The organism is Dictyoglomus sp. (assembly GCA_025060475.1).
In the GTDB taxonomy this organism is placed as follows: Bacteria; Dictyoglomota; Dictyoglomia; order Dictyoglomales; family Dictyoglomaceae; genus NZ13-RE01.
Genome location: JANXBZ010000005.1, coordinates 13,421 through 29,649, shown reverse-complemented (window position 1 = coordinate 29,649; position 16,229 = coordinate 13,421). Strand labels below are relative to the sequence as shown.

Genomic DNA, 16,229 nt, shown 5'->3' with positions numbered 1-16,229 from the left:
GATGAATTTTCCCGCTAATTATATAAGTTTTTGTTACATAAGAATAATAAGCATTAATTTTAGAATTTAGAATAATTCTATTAGAAGATAATGTCTCAAAATTAAATTTTACTTTGCTTGGGAAAAAAAATTTGCGAAATCTCCTTCTCCGTCTATATTAAATTTTATTTTTTCCGCAGAATATTCTCCTAATTTTCCTTCAGATATTTCTCCTTCAATATTAAATTTCCAAATTTTTTCTCCTTTTCCTTCTATTTTTAAAGAGGCAACCCCCTCAAGAGGAGGAAGATTTAAAGATTTTGCCAAATTTTTTATATTAATATTTAAACCTTTAAGAGAAACGCTTCCCTGAGTTTTATTAAGGTCATAATTTAAAATACCTTCAATTCTTCCTGATTCCAAGAAAGTAGAAATATTTATATTTAATTTAGGAAATACAGAATTAGAGGTAATTTCGAGGTTAGAAAAGGATAAGTCATATATACTACCTTCTTTAATAGAAAATTTTGCTAAGATATTAGGATTTTCTAATTTCCCAGTTATTTTAAGATTTCCATCTCCTTGTCCAATTATAGGTAAATTAAATCTTAATAGATTCAAGTTTTTAATATTTATATCAAGGAATAATTCAGGAAGAATTCTTCCCGAAGTATTTATAATTGCACCATTCCATTCTCCAAGTCCCTTTTCTAATTTTATAGTTTCTTTATCAAAGATTATCTTTGTATCAAAATTATCTACAGTTAAGTTAAAATCTTTCAAACTAATTTTGACTTTACTAGCATCTATATTCCCTTTTACAAACCAATTAACACCCTCATTAAATACAGTAATATTACCATTAAACTTTCCAGAATTTATTAAAAATAAATCAGGTATAAAAAAGGGAGCCCAATCTTTAGCATTTGCATTTTTAAATTCAAAAGACAAATTTCCTGAATTATTAGAGAGATTATATACTCCAAAACTTTTATAAACTTCTTCAGTTAGTAATGAGGTTACTGTGTATGTTATTTTATGATCTTTATATACTAAATTCCCATTTAATTTGGAAATAGTAATTTCTTTTTTAGTTGACACATCTCTAACAATTACAACACCGTCATTTATCTTTGCTTTTATTTCTATATTAGGAAATGTCCCTCCTGATGCTCCTTCTAATCCAGGGATTGAAGGGAAAGTCCATTCTCCTTTTTCGTTACGAATTATTACAATTTTAGGTTTTATTAAATCCAAACTTATAGGGGAAAATCTTAAGATGTTTCCAATGGATAAACCAATATTTGCAAGTATAATATTATTGCCAATATTAATATTCCCAGCATAGATTTTGTTCGGAAAAGCAAAACTTACTTTTTCTATTTCTATTCTTCCACCCAAATTTCTTTCTAAGATATACAAAAATAGGGGCTTTATCCAAAAGGGAGAAGATAGAATTATTATCCAAAAAAGACCTAATAAAGTTATTAAAATTATTAAAACTCTTCTCATGATTTTCTTACTCTTTTAATTTTAGCACCCAAATTAGAAAATTCTTTTTCTAAATTTACATAACCCCTATCTATATGTTCCCCTGCTTCTAATACTTCTGTTTCACCCTCTGCAACTAAACCTGCAATTACTAAAGCTGCACCTGCTCTCAAATCTGTAGCTTCCACAGGTGCCCCTATTAGCTTAGAAACTCCCTGTATCATCGCAGTTCTTCCCTCAATACTTATTTTTGCACCCAACCTAAGAAGTTCTCCTACATGGGAAAATCTATTTTCAAAAATATTCTCAACTATAACACTGCTTCCTTGGGCAAGGCAAGCAAAAACCATAATTTGAGGCTGTAGATCAGTAGGAAATCCAGGATAAGGCATAGTATTTATCTCTATACCCTTCCAGTTTTTAGCTCCTCTAATCAATACTTCCTTATCTTTTATTAGAAAATTATCCACTCCCGCCTCTTTTAATTTTATAAATAAACTTTGTAAGTGATCAACTTCCACATTTTTTATTAGCACTTCCTTACCTATCATAACACTAGCAATAATATAAGTACCAGCAGCAATCCTATCAGGAATGACCTTATAATATTCTATACTCTTAAGTTCATTTTTTCCAGTGATATAGATCACAGAGGTTCCTAAGCCTTCTATCTCTGCACCTTGAGCTTTTAAAAAATTTCCCAAATCAACAACTTCAGGTTCACACGCAGCATTTTCTATTACAGTTTCTCCCTTCGCTAAAACTGCTGCCATCATAATATTTCTTGTGGCTCCAACACTAGGTTTATCAAGATATATTTTTGCCCCCTTAAGCCCTTTTTTAGCTCTTGCATAAACAAATCCCTTTTCTACAGTAATTTCTGCTCCCATGCTTTCAAATCCCTTAAGATGAAGATCAATAGGTCTCAACCCAATCCTACATCCTCCTGGATATGGTATCTTTGCTTCTCCAAATTTTGTCAATAATGGACCTAACAATTCGAAGGAAGCTCTCATCTTAGAAACCAATTCATATGGGGCCTCAAAATTTTTAGGTTCTCCTTTTATAATTACCTGATTATCACCAATATTGATTTCTAAGCCAATATAACTTAGAATTTCTGCCATAGTAAATATATCTTTAACGGGGGGTACATTATCTAATATCAACTTTCCTCCCGCAAGAATCGACGCTGCCATTATAGGGAGAGAAGAATTTTTACTTCCAAAAACACTAATCTCTCCTTTTAACCTATGTCCTCCCTCTATTATGAAACTTTCTCCCATAAAATTGTCTCCTCAGATTTACTTTGTCCCAAATAGTCGATCTCCAGCATCTCCAAGCCCTGGAACTATATATCCATTCTCATCTAGATATTCATCAATAGCTGCAGTATAAATCTCTACATCAGGATGAGAAGATTCTAAAGCCTTGATTCCTTCTGGAGAGGCAATTAAACATACAAACTTTATATTTTTAACTTTTTTGGCCTTTAATATAGAAATAGCTGCAATGGCAGATCCACCAGTAGCAAGCATAGGATCTACCACTATAACTTCTCTTTTATCTATATCTTCAGGAAGCTTCGTGTAATACTGAACAGGTTGTAATGTTTCATGATCTCTATATAAACCAATATGTCCTACCTTCGCAGAAGGCAAAAGCTTAAGAATTCCTTCTGCCATAACTAAACCTGCCCTTAAAATAGGGACTATTCCAATTTCTTTATTTGCCAATACCTTACCCTTTGTCTTTTTTAAAGGAGTTTCAATTTCTATTTCTTCTAAAGGAAGATTCTTTGTTACTTCATACACCATAAGACTTGAAATTTCTTCTAAAAGTTCTCTAAAATCCTTTGGACCCGTATTCTTATCTCTAAGCATTGTTAATTTATGTTGAATTAATGGATGTTCTACAACATGAACCATTTATTTACTCCTTTCTCAAGAAATTTTTATAAATAGGAAATTCTTCACATAATTCCTTAACTTTCTCTTTTACTCTTATTCTTGTCTTTTCATCCTCAGGAGAGGAAAGAACCTCATGAATTAACTGAGCAACATATTTCATCTCTTTTTCTTTCATTCCTCGGGTAGTTAGAGCAGGAGTTCCAATTCTTATGCCACTGGTTATTGTTGGGGGTTGAGGATCAAAAGGAATTGCATTTTTATTTACCGTAATACCTGCCTCCTCTAAAATTTTCTCAGCTATTTTTCCTGTAAGATTTATATTTCTTAAATCTACAAGGATAAGATGATTATCTGTTCCACCACTAACAAGTCTATATCCTAATTTTAACAATTCTTCAGCTAACGCCTGAGAATTTAGAATGATTTGTTTCTGGTATTCTGCAAATTCCTTGGACATGGCCTCTTTAAATGCTACAGCCTTTGCAGCAATCACGTGCATAAGGGGACCACCTTGAATTCCTGGAAAAACTGCTTTATCAATTTCCTTTGCAAATTCCTTTTTACAAAGAATAAATCCTCCTCTTGGTCCTCTTAAAGTTTTATGAGTAGTACTTGTCACAAATTGAGCATAGGGCACAGGCGAGGGATGTAATCCTGCTGCAACTAAACCTGCTATATGAGCCATATCTACCATAAGATAACTTCCCACATCCTCAGCAATTTCTGCAAATTTTGCAAAATCTATTATTCTTGGATAAGCACTTGCACCTGCAACAATCAATTTAGGTTTTACTTCTTTAGCTAACTTATATACATCGTCATAATTTATTTTTTCTGTCTCTTTATCTACACCATAAAAATAGAATTTAAAAAATTTTCCTGATATATTTACAGGACTTCCGTGAGTAAGATGCCCACCATGAGCAAGATTCATACCTAAAACAGTATCCCCCGGATTCAGAACAACATAATAAACTGCCATATTTGCCTGACTTCCTGAATGAGGTTGAACATTAGCATGCTCAGCATTATACAATTGTTTTAATCTACTTCTTGCTAGTTCTTCAACCTCATCTACATACGTACAACCACCATAATACCTTCTGCCAGGATATCCCTCTGCATATTTATTAGTGAGAACCGAGCCTTGTGCTTCTAAGATTGCAGGACTAACAAAATTCTCAGATGCAATCAATTCTAAATGATATTCTTCTCTTTCTTCTTCCTTTATAATTGCAGAGTAAATCTCAGGATCTACATAAGGAAGATATCTCACAACAACTCCTCCTCATATTTTAAAATTTTTTGTACTCTTAATTTATGTCTACCACCTGCAAATTCTGAAGATAGGAAAACTTTAACAATTTCCTTTGCTAAATCTTTTCCTAAAACTCTACCTCCTAGAGCAAGAATATTAGCATCGTTATGCTCTCTACTCATTCTTGCTTCGTAGGGATCTCGACATAATGCTGCTCTAATTCCCTTAACTTTATTTGCAACTATACTCATGCCAATTCCAGTACCACAAATTAAAATTCCTTTATCGAAACCACCCTTTGCAACTGCTTTTGCAACCAATATAGCATAATCTGGATAATCCGCCCTTTCAGGAGAATAAGTCCCAAAATCATGATAACTTATATTCCATTCTTCGAGCCATTTTTTTAATTCTTCCTTTAACTCATAACCTGCATGATCAGAGCCAATTGCTATTTTCATAAGACGCTCTCCTCAACCTATCCATTATTGCCAAGCCTAAACCTTCTAAGGGATAGGCTTCACTTAGAATAATATCAACTTCTTCTTCTAAATATCTCATTGCTCCAAAAAGATTGCTTGCTATAGTAGCTAAATTTTTTCTTGTGCCAACTATTACTAATTTTACACTATCAGGATAAAAACTTCTATATTCTTCCGATGCTAAAACTCCTACCCTTTTTCCTTCCTCAATAAATTTATTTATCCTATTTTTCCATTCATCGTTAAAATTTTCGATAATATATAGAGGAACTTTTGGAGCATAGTGTTTATGTTTTAAACCAGGAGATGGAACATTTTTCCCCTTTCCCTTCCATATTTCAACTTTTTTTCCTAAAATTCTTTCAATATCTTCTTTAGGACAAGCTCCTGGTCTAAAAATTGTTGGAGTTTCTGAAGTCAAATCTAAAACTGTAGACTCAACTCCCCAAGTTACTTCTCCTCCATCTAAAATCAAATCAATTCTATTTCCTAAGTCCTTAATAACATGCTCCGCCTTTGTAGGACTTGGTCTTCCTGACAAGTTCGCAGATGGAGCACAAATTGGTCTACCAAAGGCCCTTAATAAAGCCAAAGCCACGGGATGACTAGGCTGTCTTATAGCAACCTTATCACTTCCTGCAGTTATTAAATCATTTACTAAAGAAGAACGAGGTAGTATCAATGTCAAAGGACCAGGCCAAAAATTCTTAATTAATTTTTCTGCCTCATGGGGTATATACTCAGCAAGAGAGTAAACTTCCTCTATTTTACCTACATGTACTATTATAGGATTATCTAACGGTCTTTCTTTTGCTATGAATATCTTTTTTATCGCAAGAGGGTTAAAAGCATCTGCCCCTAACCCATATACAGTTTCTGTAGGAAAAGCAACTAAGCCACCTTCTTCTAGAATCTTTACAGCATAATCTAAATCTTCTCTTGAGATATTATTGGGATCAATTTTTAAATACTTTGACATTCTATTTTTAGAATTCTCGCTTTATCTGAATAATCTCTATAAATCTCAAAGGAAAAATTTTTGAAAAATAAATTTAAAATCTCTAAAAGTCTATTTAAAATAAAAGGAGAAATTTCTAAGATCATAATAATTTTATCTAAAGCTTTTATTTCTTTAAACAATTCTCTATAAAAATTACACCCATCAAATCCACCATAAAGAGCATCCCAAGGCTCTTTTTTAACCTCTTTTGGAAGCAGAAACATCTCCATAGAAGATATGTAAGGAGGATTAGATATTACGAGATCTACAGATATATTTCTCAATAAGATAGGAAAAAGAAATGGACCTAAAAAAAGCTCAATATTATCATGTACTCCATATTTTTTGGCATTTTTCATTGTTATTTTCAATGCCTTTGAAGATATGTCACAACCAAAGATTTTTAAATTGGGAAATCTTAAGGCAAGAGGGATAATAATATTTCCAGAACCAATTCCAATTTCTACTAAAGAATTGATATTTCTATCTCTAATTATTTCTATTGACTTTTCTAACAACAATTCAGTTTCTGGGCGAGGAATAAAAGTCCCTTCTTCTATTTCTAATTCTAAATCATAAAAATATTTCTTCTTCTGTAAATAGTTTATTGGTATTCCTTGCAATCTTTTCTTTAGTAGATAATTGAACTTCTTTTCTTGTTCGTCATTAAGATAATCAAATAGATAAATATAAGATCTTTCAACATTTAAAGCTAATGACAATAATATCTCTGCTTCCAAATGAGAAGCAGAGGAATTAATTTTTTCCAATTCCTTTTTAGCTTTAAGTAGAGCTTCTCTAAGAAGCAGTGGCTACCTCCTCCAAAATTTTCTTAATTTGATTTTCTTTTTCCATAAGAATTAGTCTATCTATAAATTCATCTAATTCTCCTGAGAGAACTTCCTCTAATTGAAAAGAAGAATAATTTATCCTATGATCGGTAACTCTTCTCTGAGGAAAATTATATGTTCTAATCTTTTCACTTCTCTCTCCCGAACCTACTTGAGCCTTTCTTTTAGACGCTATTTCTGCTTCTTTTTCTTCTTTTAAATGTTCATATAGACGTGCTCTCAAAACTCTCATAGCCTTCTCCCTATTCTGATGTTGAGACCTCTCATCTTGACACTGAACCACAATACCTGTAGGAATATGAGTTATTCTTACTCCTGATTCAGTCTTATTTACATGCTGTCCTCCTGCTCCACTAGAACGAAAGGTCTCAATTCTTAAATCTTTTGGATCTATTTCAACTTCAATTTCTTCCATTTCAGGAAGAACAGCAACAGTAGCTGTAGAGGTGTGAATTCTTCCAGAAGATTCAGTTATAGGAACTCTTTGGACTCTATGAACTCCACTCTCAAATTTTAACCTACTATAAGCTCCTTTTCCTTCTACTAAAAATATTATTTCTTTAAAACCTCCTAGACCCGTAGGATTAGAACTTACTATATCAATTTTCCAACCTTTTTTCTGAGCATATCCTACATACATTCTAAATAAGTCTGCTGCAAACAACGCAGCCTCTTCTCCGCCTGTTCCAGCTCTTATTTCCATAATTATATTTCGTTCGTCATTAGGATCTTCTGGGATAAGAGAGGATTTTAGTGAAAATTCCAATTCCTCAAGCCTTTTTTGTAATTTTTCTAATTCTGCTTCCGCTAAAAGCCTTAATTCTTCATCCTCAGTCTCATCCAATAAACTTTCAGTATCTTCCTTTTCTTTTAAAAGTTTTTTATATTCTCTAAAATCATTAACAATTTTTTCTAATTTACCTCTTTCCTTAAGTAAATTCTGATACCTATTAATATCCAAAACAACCTCAGAATTTGCTAAGAGCTCCTCTAGCTCGTTAAACCTATTCTCTATACTCTGAAGCTTCTGAAGAAAGTTTTGGTGTAGCATCTTCTTCTAACACCTCCTTAAGAGCTCTAATAGCAATCTCCAACTGGGAATCATCAGGTTCTTTTGTTGTAAAATATTGCATCCATAAGCCAGGTAAAATTAGTATTCTCCATAATAAAAAATCCCTATATTTAGAAGCTAGTCTAATTATTTCATAAGAAACACTAAATATAATAGGAATAAGCAGAACTCTTGAGATTATTCTTTCTATAAAGCTCTGCTTTCCTAATAACGAAAAAATTAATATACTGATAATCATTACCACAAGAAGAAAAGAGGTACCACATCGAGGATGAAACCTTGAAAATTTTCTACAATTTTCCACAGTTAAATTCTCCCCTGCTTCATAACAAAGAACAGTCTTATGTTCCGCTCCATGATATTGAAACACTCTATAAATCTCTTTTATTTTACTTACAAAAAGTAAATAAATTATAAAAATAGTTAAACGAGCTAGTCCTTCTAATAATCTTAAAATTATTAAGGATGATATAAATTTTTCTACAGGTTTTATTATTAATAAAGGAAGAACAATAAAAAGGGCAATAAAAAGAACTATACTTAATAAAAAAGCAAAAAATATCCCCCAATTTTCATCAATTTTCTCATCAGAAGGAGAAGAAACATTTATAGAATAGTTTAATGCTTTTATTCCCCAAATTAAAGAATCCATTAGAATTACTAAACCCCTTAGAAAGGGAAAATTTAACCATTTTTTTAGAAAAGATTGTAATTGATATTTTTCTACTAAAATCTCTCCTTGGGAATTCTTTACCGCTATTGCGAGATTTAATCCCCGCCTCATCATTACACCTTCATATACTGCTTGTCCTCCAATATTTTCTTCTCTTTTCATAGATCATCCCTTCTTAAAACAATATGACATTTTCTACAACGAGCCTCATATACCTCAAAGGCTCCTACTAATATTATAGGGTCATCATAGTAAGCAGGTTTACCATTTATAATCCTTTGAGTTTTACTAGCAAGATTCCCACACTTCATACATATAGCATGAAGTTTATCTACATACTCCGCTACTGCTAATAGATATGGCATAGGACCAAAGGGCTCTCCACGAAAATCTTGATCTAATCCCGCCACAATTACCCTTTTTCCTTGGTCTGCTAGTTTTTGACAAACCTTAACCAGTCCCATATCAAAAAATTGTCCTTCTTCGATAGCTATTACTTGAGCATCTTTATCTAACTTTTCTTCAATCTCAGCACTATTAGACACTAATATGGCTTCTATTTTTAGTCCTGTATGAGATATAACATAATCTCTTCCATATCTTGTATCTAAACTATGTTTAAAAACTTGAACTTTTTGCCTTGCAATTTGAGCTCTTCTTATTCTTCTAATAAGTTCCTCACTTTTTCCGCTATACATTCCACCACAGATAACTTCTATCCATCCTGAAGGATTATTAATAAATTCCATAATTCCTCACCTTCTTTCAGGAACACAATTTTTTCCTTCAGGACATGGACCCCTAAAACAATAAGGACCTGCATCAGAAAAAATAATAGGTGCTACTTCTTTGACCTTTTCTAACATTTTCCATGCCATTTCTCTTATCTCCCATTGAGAATTATTGCATGTTCTTAGAGAGAAAAAATGCATAAGTTCTCTAGCATTCATAGAAACAATAATTTTTGTCTCCACCGCCTGAGGTAAAAGATAACGAGCATCTTCTTTAGGAACTCCCATTTCTATTAATTTTTCATAACATTGAAAAGCATTTTCAATAGCAGATTCATAAAGCTTTTTAATTTCATCATTTCTCTCGATACTAATAGGAATTATCGTTTCCTCTTTTACTTTAACAAATCTCTGGCTTTGCTGGGAATATGAGGCAATTCTATGTCTTACTAATTGATGGGTAGTTACTCGAGAAATTCCTTCTATATAAAAAGTAAAATAAGCATGCTCAAAAACTGACAAATGTTGAAGCTTTTTTGCTTTTTTTAAAAGTCTATCTATCTCTAAAGGATTTAGAGCATCCCTTAATTCTTCTAAGGATCCTTTAAAATGACAAAGACGCATAGCCAGAGCACATACTTTCTCAGGCTCTGGCGTATAAGAAATAAGCTCTACCCTTAACACTACTTAATTTCCCAATTATATTTCCTAGAAAACTTTTCTACTCTTCTTTCTGTATCTACAAATTTTCTTTGCCCTGTAAAGAAAGGATGGCATTTAGAACATATTTCAGTTGTCATATATTCTTTTGTAGACAATGTTTCATATACTGCTCCACAGGCACAAACAATTTTTGCCTTTTTCATTAATGGATGAATTCCTTTTTTCATAATTTATAAAAATCCTCCTTCTTTATAACTTTATAATCTTATGAATTATATCATAAAAATTAAAGAAGGCGGAGAAAAACATTCTCCGCCTTCCAACGAAATTTCAAAAATATTTTTTTCTAACGAGGCTCAACAATAAATCGGATAGCTGTTCTTTCTTCTCCATCAATTTGTACATCAGTAAAAGCAGGGATACAAATCAAATCAATGCCACTTGGAGCAACATAACCTCTAGTAATCGCTATAGCTTTTACTGCTTGATTTACTGCTCCTGCTCCTATAACTTGAATTTCTGCACGACCCCTTTCACGAATTACACCTGCTAATGCTCCTGCAACTGCATTAGGATTAGATTTAGCTGATACTTTTAAAACTTCCATGATTTTACCTCCTTTTGTCCACTTCTTCTCTCCCATGGCAGATTTTTCTTTCTCTCCTATATTCTTCCCCTCCTTTGCAATCTTTCTATTTTTTTAGTTTTACCTGTAGATTCTTCTATCTCGATAATCACCCCTTCCATTTTAAAAAGTCCTTTTTCTGGAATTTCAAAACGTTGAGGAATTTGGAGAAGAAATTTTTTAAGAACAGCCTCCTTTTCCACCCCCAAAATAGAATTTTCTGCACCACACATACCTACATCTGTAATATATCCTGTCCCCCCTTCTAAAATTCTCTCATCAGCAGTTTGAACATGAGTATGAGTTCCAACAACTGCAGAAACTTTACCATCTAAGAAATACCCCATTGCCATTTTCTCTGACGTAGCCTCTGCATGCATATCTACCAATATTATATTAGTCTCTTTTTTAACTTTTTCAACTACTTCTTCTACAACTGTAAAGGGATTATCTATGGCTTCCATAAATATTCTCCCCTGTAGATTTATTATACAAATTTTTCTTCCAAAATGCGAGAGGATAATATAACCTTTTCCAGGTACCCCTTTGGGATAATTTGCAGGTCTTAATATTCTTTCACAAGAGTCTAATAGGGATATTCCCTCTTTTTTATCCCATATATGATTCCCACTAGTCAATACATCAACCCCTGCTTCAATAATTTCCTTAACAACCTTCTCTGTAATTCCAAAACCAGCAGCAGCATTTTCTACATTTCCTATTACTAAATCTATATCATACTCCTCTTTGACTTCAGGTAGAAATAGGGATATACCTTTTCTGCCAATGTTACCTACAATATCACCTAAAAAAAGTACTTTCATATTTTTTTACCTTGCATACTCTATAGCTCTTGTTTCTCTTATAACTGTAACCTTGATTTGTCCAGGATATTCCATTTCCTTTTCTATTTTTTTTGCTATTTGATATGCTAAACGAGTTGCAGATAAATCATCTATATTATCAGGATCAACTATAACTCTTACTTCTCTTCCAGCTTGTATTGCATAGGCCTTATCAACTCCTGGAAAAGACATAGCAATTTCTTCTAATTTTTCTAATCTTTTTATATAAACCTCGATACTCTCTCTTCGAGCGCCAGGTCTTACAGCGGAAATGCTATCTGCCACTTGGATTATAATATCTAAGAGCTTTACTAAAGGTATCTCTTCATGATGAGCTGCCACAGCATGAACAATATCAGGATGTTCGTCATATCTTTTAAGAAGTTCGGATCCTAATATAGCGTGAGAGCCCTCTGTTTCATAATCAATTGCCTTTCCTATATCATGAAGTAATCCAGCTCTTTTTGCTATTCCTGCATCCAAGTGCAACTCCGATGCTATTATCCCTGCCAATTTTGCAACTTCAATGGAATGTTGAAGAACATTTTGTCCATAGCTACTTCTATAATAAAGTCTTCCTAAGGTTTTAATAAGATCTGGATGGAGATTATGAATTCCTACTTCCAGCATTGCCCTTTCTCCTTCTTCTCTTATTCTATTTTCTACTTCCTTCTTTGCTTTATTAACCATTTCCTCTATCCTTGCAGGATGAATTCTTCCATCTTTTACTAATCTTTCAAGAGCAATTCTTGCAATTTCTCTTCTTATAGGATCAAAGGAAGAGAGTACTACTGCTTCAGGAGTATCATCAATTATTAGATCTACTCCTGTTAAGGTTTCAAAAGTTCTGATATTTCTCCCTTCTCTTCCAATTATCCTTCCTTTCATTTCCTCGCTGGGAAGCGAAACAACAGAAACAGTAGATTCTATAGTATGTTCTACTGCACATCTCTGAATAGCCTCACTTAATATTTCCTTTGCTTTCCTATCCGCTATTTCTCTAAATCTCGTTTCTGCTTCTTTTATTCTAATAGCAATATCTCTTTGTAATTCCTCTTCTAACTTAATCAATAAGAGTTCTTTGGCTTCTTCTTTAGTCAATTGTGCAATATTCTGAAGCTCTTCTATCTGCTTTCTTTGTAATTCTTTTATCTCGTTTAATCTATGATCAATTTCCTGTTCTTTCTTTAGTAATAATTCTTCCTTTCTTTCAAGATTTTCCTCTCTTTGAAGAATTCTTCTTTCCAAAGTTAATAATTCTTGTTTTTTTTCTCTCAATTCTCTTTCTGTTTCTGTTTTTAATCTATAAATCTCCTCCTTGCCTTCCAATATAATAGCCTTTTTTTCTTCTTCTGCTCTCACTCTCGCACTTTCTAACAGTTCCTTTGCTTTCTTTTCAGCATTTTCAGAAATCTTCTTCTCTATTACCTTTCTTGCAAAATATCCTAACAGAGAACCTATAACAAATATTAGTATATAAATTAAGGTATTAATTGCTCTTCACCTCCTTTTTAATCCTTTCCAGTTCTAACCTTAATTCTTCCATTATATAGTCCCAAGAACCCTCTTTTATTATCTTACCATATTTAAAAAGAAAAACCCTATTAGAGGAACCTGTTATACCTAAATCTGCCTCTTTTGCTTCTCCTGGGCCGTTTACTTCACATCCCATTATCGCAATAGTAAGATTTAGAGGATAATTTCTAAATTCCCTTTCTATAATTTTTGCCATCCTATCCACAGGAAAATGGGAACGGGCACACATAGGACAAGAAATTATTCTTACACCCTTACTTCTTAAACCCAAACTGCTCAATATCTCATAAGCAACATCTACTTCTTTTTCAGGATTTGTAGATAAAGAAACTCTTATGGTATCCCCAATTCCTTCTAATAATAATACTCCTATACCAATACTTGACCTTATACTTCCAGAAATCAAAGTTCCTGCTTCCGTAATACCTACATGTAAAGGATAGTCAACTTTTTCACTTAAAATTCTATAAGCAGATATAGTTAAGGGGACAGAAGATGCCTTCACAGAAACCACAATATCATGAAAATCTTCTTCTTCTAAGATTCTAATTTCTGAGAGAGCACTTTCTACCAACGCAAGAGGTGTTACTCCTCCATGTTTTTTTAGAATTTCCTGACTCAAAGAACCAGCATTACTACCTACTCTTATCGGCACCCCCCTTGCTTTAGCTTCCTTTGCTATTAATGAGATATATTTAGGATTCTTAATATTTCCTGGGTTTAATCTTAATTTATCCACTCCTTGTTCTAAAGCGATTAAAGCTAATTTATAATCGAAATGTATATCAGCAATAATAGGAATAGGACTCTTCTTTTTAATCTTTCCCAGAGCTAACGCAGAATCTTTATCAGGCACTCCCACCCTTACTAACTCACATCCTCTTTTATATAGTCTGTGAATTTGCATAAGAGTTCTTTTTACATCATAGGTAGGAGTTTTTGTCATAGACTGTACCCTTATGGGATTGTTTCCACCAATAAGAACATTTCCAACTTTTACAACTCTTGTTTTTCTCATTATTTTCTCAACCTTTGAATATCAAAAAATGTAATTAATAGCATTAAAGAAAATAAAATTAAAAGCCCAATCCAATGAATTATTTCTTCTTTTCTTGTTTCCAAGGGCTTTCCTCTTATCTTTTCAATCAATATAAAAAGAATTCTCCCCCCATCTAACGCAGGGAAGGGAATAAGATTAAATATTCCCAACTGAATACTAAAAAATCCCATAAAATTCAAAAGATATTGATATCCTGCGGAAACTGCCTCTCCTGTCAATTTAGCAATTCCTATGGGTCCAGTAAAGGATATTCCCTGCGCTCCTTTAAATAACATACCTAAAACAGAAAAAGTTAAAACTATTATAGTTAGAAATAAAGAAAAACTTTCTTTAATTGCTAAAAAAAGAGGATATCGCCTAACTTCATAATCAAAAGCAATTCCAATAAAACCCCCTTTTCTTTCCTCTTCCCACTCAGGAATAACTTCCAAAGTCAATATTTTACCATTTCTTTCAATTTCAAACTTAACAGGTTTTCTTATTTGAGGATTAGGAACAGATTCTCTTATTATTCTTATCGCATCATCAACTTTCTCAATTTTTATATTATTTATGGAAATAATTTTATCCTTTGGCTGAAATCCTGCTATACTTGCTGGTTTTCCCGGAAGAACCTCTCTAACTCTTGGAACAGGATGAGAAACCCCTAATAAAAACACAAGACAAAAGAGAAATATAGCTAAAATAAAATTCATTAATGATCCAGAAAAAAGAATAAGAAATCTCTGCCAAGGAGCTTTATTATTAAATTTCTCTTCATTTGAAATTGAGCCTTCTTCTCCTAAATCATCTACTCCAGCCATTTTAACAAATCCACCTAAAGGAATCATTCTTAGTACATATTTTGTTTTTTTACCTTTAATCTCAAAAATTTTTGGGCCAAAACCTATAGAAAACTCGTAAACCTTTACCCCAAAAATTCTCGATGCAATAAAATGCCCAAACTCGTGAGGAATAATAAGAAGAGCAAAAACTAATAAAACCCATAAGGGTGTCATTTTCTAATTACCTCCTTTTTTTACTACAATCTCCAAAACATTAAATGGAACAATCTTTTGTTTATTTTTAACATCAAAAATTATATAAATAAGTTTACTCAATAATTAGCTTTTTTTCAATTTAATTCTTCTAAAAATGGAGGATTTGCACCTATCCGAGTACAAGTAATCCCAGCAACTTTAGTAGCAAATTTTAAGCCTTCTTTGATCTCTGATAGAGAAAGATCCTTAAATCTATTTTTTTGAAGTTTTTTGTTTTTCCAAAGCCAATATAGAAATCCTCCCATAAAAGAATCTCCTGCTCCAACAGTATCTACTACGTTAATTTCTAAAGCAGGAACCTCCACACTTTCTTCTTTGCTAAAAGCTATTGCTCCTTTATCTCCTTTTGTAACTATCACAAGAGTTGGTCCCAAATTAAGCCAATTTTTTGCAATATCTTCTATAGAATTCTCAGGGTATAACCAATTTAAGTCTCCTTTACTTACTTTAACTAAATCAGAACAAGAAATCCATTTTTCAAGTTTTTTAATATACTCCTGCTTATTACTAATAAGCATGGGACGAACGTTAGGATCTAAAGAGATTAAAATTCTTTCTTTTTCCCTTTCCATTAATTTTTCTAGAGTAAAAGCAGTAGAACCTCTTATTAAAGATATAGATCCAAAGTGAATTAAATCTATTTCTGAGGGAGAAAAAGAAGGTAAATCCTCCAATTTCAAAGAACTATCTGCAGTATTATCCCCATAAAAAACAAAATTGGGTTCATTATTAGGTCCTATAACAATAAAAGCAAGAGTTGTAGGCTCTTTTCCTCTTACTAAATATCTCAAGTCGACATTATTTTCTTTTAAAAAAGAAACTAAAATTTCCCCAAATATATCTTCAGATATTTTTCCAAAAAAAGAAACATCTGCTTTTAATCTTCCAAGAGTTATAGCAACATTATATGGAGAACCGCCAGGAGAAATAATAAAAGCATTTTTATCATCTATTTTTGTAGGAGTAAAATCAATCAATGCTTCTCCAGAAACTAAAATCATATTTGCGTCCTC

18 protein-coding genes are annotated in these 16,229 nt (G+C 32.5%); all 18 read right to left on the bottom strand.

Features of this window, described 5'->3' with window-relative positions; translation table 11 throughout:
- Positions 1 to 108: 108 nt before the first annotated feature.
- A complete protein-coding gene (locus NZ841_03650) occupies positions 109 to 1,491 on the bottom strand; it encodes a hypothetical protein (protein MCS7201851.1) in 1,383 nt (460 codons plus the stop codon).
- Positions 1,488 to 2,756, bottom strand: a complete 1,269-nt coding sequence (gene murA, locus NZ841_03645) for a UDP-N-acetylglucosamine 1-carboxyvinyltransferase (GenBank protein MCS7201850.1) — start codon at positions 2,754 to 2,756, stop codon at positions 1,488 to 1,490. Before murA ends, NZ841_03650 begins: the two co-directional genes overlap by 4 nt.
- 18 nt (positions 2,757 to 2,774) lie before the next feature.
- Positions 2,775 to 3,398, bottom strand: coding sequence for a uracil phosphoribosyltransferase (gene upp / locus NZ841_03640; protein MCS7201849.1), 624 nt, complete (start codon positions 3,396 to 3,398; stop codon positions 2,775 to 2,777).
- Positions 3,399 to 3,402: 4 nt separating this feature from the next.
- Entirely contained in the window at positions 3,403 to 4,656 is a 1,254-nt protein-coding gene (locus tag NZ841_03635; GenBank protein ID MCS7201848.1) for a serine hydroxymethyltransferase, read from the bottom strand.
- The gene (gene rpiB / locus NZ841_03630; protein ID MCS7201847.1) at positions 4,653 to 5,099 is read right to left on the bottom strand and encodes a ribose 5-phosphate isomerase B; all 447 of its coding nucleotides are present in this window, start codon (positions 5,097 to 5,099) and stop codon (positions 4,653 to 4,655) included. The genes NZ841_03635 and rpiB overlap by 4 nt, the downstream gene beginning before the upstream one ends.
- Entirely contained in the window at positions 5,077 to 6,099 is a 1,023-nt protein-coding gene (locus NZ841_03625; GenBank protein MCS7201846.1) for an L-threonylcarbamoyladenylate synthase, read from the bottom strand. The genes rpiB and NZ841_03625 overlap by 23 nt, the downstream gene beginning before the upstream one ends.
- Complete coding sequence (locus tag NZ841_03620; GenBank protein MCS7201845.1) at positions 6,084 to 6,929, bottom strand: peptide chain release factor N(5)-glutamine methyltransferase; 846 nt, start codon at positions 6,927 to 6,929, stop codon at positions 6,084 to 6,086. The genes NZ841_03625 and NZ841_03620 overlap by 16 nt, the downstream gene beginning before the upstream one ends.
- Entirely contained in the window at positions 6,919 to 8,022 is a 1,104-nt protein-coding gene (gene prfA, locus NZ841_03615) for a peptide chain release factor 1 (GenBank protein ID MCS7201844.1), read from the bottom strand. Before prfA ends, NZ841_03620 begins: the two co-directional genes overlap by 11 nt.
- Positions 7,976 to 8,878, bottom strand: coding sequence for a DUF1385 domain-containing protein (locus NZ841_03610; protein ID MCS7201843.1), 903 nt, complete (start codon positions 8,876 to 8,878; stop codon positions 7,976 to 7,978). The genes prfA and NZ841_03610 overlap by 47 nt, the downstream gene beginning before the upstream one ends.
- Positions 8,875 to 9,465, bottom strand: coding sequence for a thymidine kinase (locus NZ841_03605; GenBank protein ID MCS7201842.1), 591 nt, complete (start codon positions 9,463 to 9,465; stop codon positions 8,875 to 8,877). Before NZ841_03605 ends, NZ841_03610 begins: the two co-directional genes overlap by 4 nt.
- 6 nt (positions 9,466 to 9,471) lie before the next feature.
- Positions 9,472 to 10,131 carry an FAD-dependent thymidylate synthase gene (gene thyX, locus NZ841_03600; GenBank protein MCS7201841.1) on the bottom strand — a complete coding sequence of 220 codons (660 nt, stop codon included), beginning with the start codon at positions 10,129 to 10,131 and terminating at the stop codon, positions 9,472 to 9,474.
- The gene (rpmE, locus tag NZ841_03595) at positions 10,131 to 10,337 is read right to left on the bottom strand and encodes a 50S ribosomal protein L31 (protein MCS7201840.1); all 207 of its coding nucleotides are present in this window, start codon (positions 10,335 to 10,337) and stop codon (positions 10,131 to 10,133) included. Before rpmE ends, thyX begins: the two co-directional genes overlap by 1 nt.
- Positions 10,338 to 10,456: 119 nt before the next feature.
- Entirely contained in the window at positions 10,457 to 10,717 is a 261-nt protein-coding gene (locus NZ841_03590; protein MCS7201839.1) for a stage V sporulation protein S, read from the bottom strand.
- A 56-nt stretch (positions 10,718 to 10,773) separates the two neighbouring features.
- Positions 10,774 to 11,559: a TIGR00282 family metallophosphoesterase gene (locus NZ841_03585; GenBank protein ID MCS7201838.1), complete on the bottom strand. Its 786-nt coding sequence runs from the start codon at positions 11,557 to 11,559 to the stop codon at positions 10,774 to 10,776.
- A gap of 6 nt (positions 11,560 to 11,565) precedes the next feature.
- Positions 11,566 to 13,056 carry a ribonuclease Y gene (rny, locus tag NZ841_03580; GenBank protein ID MCS7201837.1) on the bottom strand — a complete coding sequence of 497 codons (1,491 nt, stop codon included), beginning with the start codon at positions 13,054 to 13,056 and terminating at the stop codon, positions 11,566 to 11,568.
- Between the two features lie 13 nt (positions 13,057 to 13,069).
- Positions 13,070 to 14,134 (bottom strand): flavodoxin-dependent (E)-4-hydroxy-3-methylbut-2-enyl-diphosphate synthase, encoded by a 1,065-nt coding sequence (gene ispG / locus NZ841_03575; protein ID MCS7201836.1) that lies wholly within the window; start codon positions 14,132 to 14,134, stop codon positions 13,070 to 13,072.
- On the bottom strand, positions 14,134 to 15,174 hold the full coding sequence (gene rseP / locus NZ841_03570; protein ID MCS7201835.1) for an RIP metalloprotease RseP: 1,041 nt from the start codon (positions 15,172 to 15,174) through the stop codon (positions 14,134 to 14,136). The genes ispG and rseP overlap by 1 nt, the downstream gene beginning before the upstream one ends.
- Positions 15,175 to 15,290: 116 nt before the next feature.
- Entirely contained in the window at positions 15,291 to 16,217 is a 927-nt protein-coding gene (locus NZ841_03565) for a carbohydrate kinase (GenBank protein ID MCS7201834.1), read from the bottom strand.
- Between the last annotated feature and the right edge of the window lie 12 nt (positions 16,218 to 16,229).

What these genes read in the sequence shown, in the direction of transcription:
- upp (MCS7201849.1), bottom strand. Translation starts at nt 3,398, where the DNA reads ATGGTTCATGTTGTAGAACATCCATTAATTCAACATAAATTAACAATG.
- ispG (MCS7201836.1), bottom strand. Translation starts at nt 14,134, where the DNA reads ATGAGAAAAACAAGAGTTGTAAAAGTTGGAAATGTTCTTATTGGTGGA.
- prfA (MCS7201844.1), bottom strand. Translation starts at nt 8,022, where the DNA reads ATGCTACACCAAAACTTTCTTCAGAAGCTTCAGAGTATAGAGAATAGG.
- rpmE (MCS7201840.1), bottom strand. Translation starts at nt 10,337, where the DNA reads ATGAAAAAAGGAATTCATCCATTAATGAAAAAGGCAAAAATTGTTTGT.
- NZ841_03590 (MCS7201839.1), bottom strand. Translation starts at nt 10,717, where the DNA reads ATGGAAGTTTTAAAAGTATCAGCTAAATCTAATCCTAATGCAGTTGCA.
- NZ841_03650 (MCS7201851.1), bottom strand. Translation starts at nt 1,491, where the DNA reads ATGAGAAGAGTTTTAATAATTTTAATAACTTTATTAGGTCTTTTTTGG.
- NZ841_03565 (MCS7201834.1), bottom strand. Translation starts at nt 16,217, where the DNA reads ATGATTTTAGTTTCTGGAGAAGCATTGATTGATTTTACTCCTACAAAA.
- rpiB (MCS7201847.1), bottom strand. Translation starts at nt 5,099, where the DNA reads ATGAAAATAGCAATTGGCTCTGATCATGCAGGTTATGAGTTAAAGGAA.
- rseP (MCS7201835.1), bottom strand. Translation starts at nt 15,174, where the DNA reads ATGACACCCTTATGGGTTTTATTAGTTTTTGCTCTTCTTATTATTCCT.
- NZ841_03585 (MCS7201838.1), bottom strand. Translation starts at nt 11,559, where the DNA reads ATGAAAGTACTTTTTTTAGGTGATATTGTAGGTAACATTGGCAGAAAA.
- NZ841_03625 (MCS7201846.1), bottom strand. Translation starts at nt 6,099, where the DNA reads ATGTCAAAGTATTTAAAAATTGATCCCAATAATATCTCAAGAGAAGAT.
- NZ841_03605 (MCS7201842.1), bottom strand. Translation starts at nt 9,465, where the DNA reads ATGGAATTTATTAATAATCCTTCAGGATGGATAGAAGTTATCTGTGGT.
- murA (MCS7201850.1), bottom strand. Translation starts at nt 2,756, where the DNA reads ATGGGAGAAAGTTTCATAATAGAGGGAGGACATAGGTTAAAAGGAGAG.
- NZ841_03610 (MCS7201843.1), bottom strand. Translation starts at nt 8,878, where the DNA reads ATGAAAAGAGAAGAAAATATTGGAGGACAAGCAGTATATGAAGGTGTA.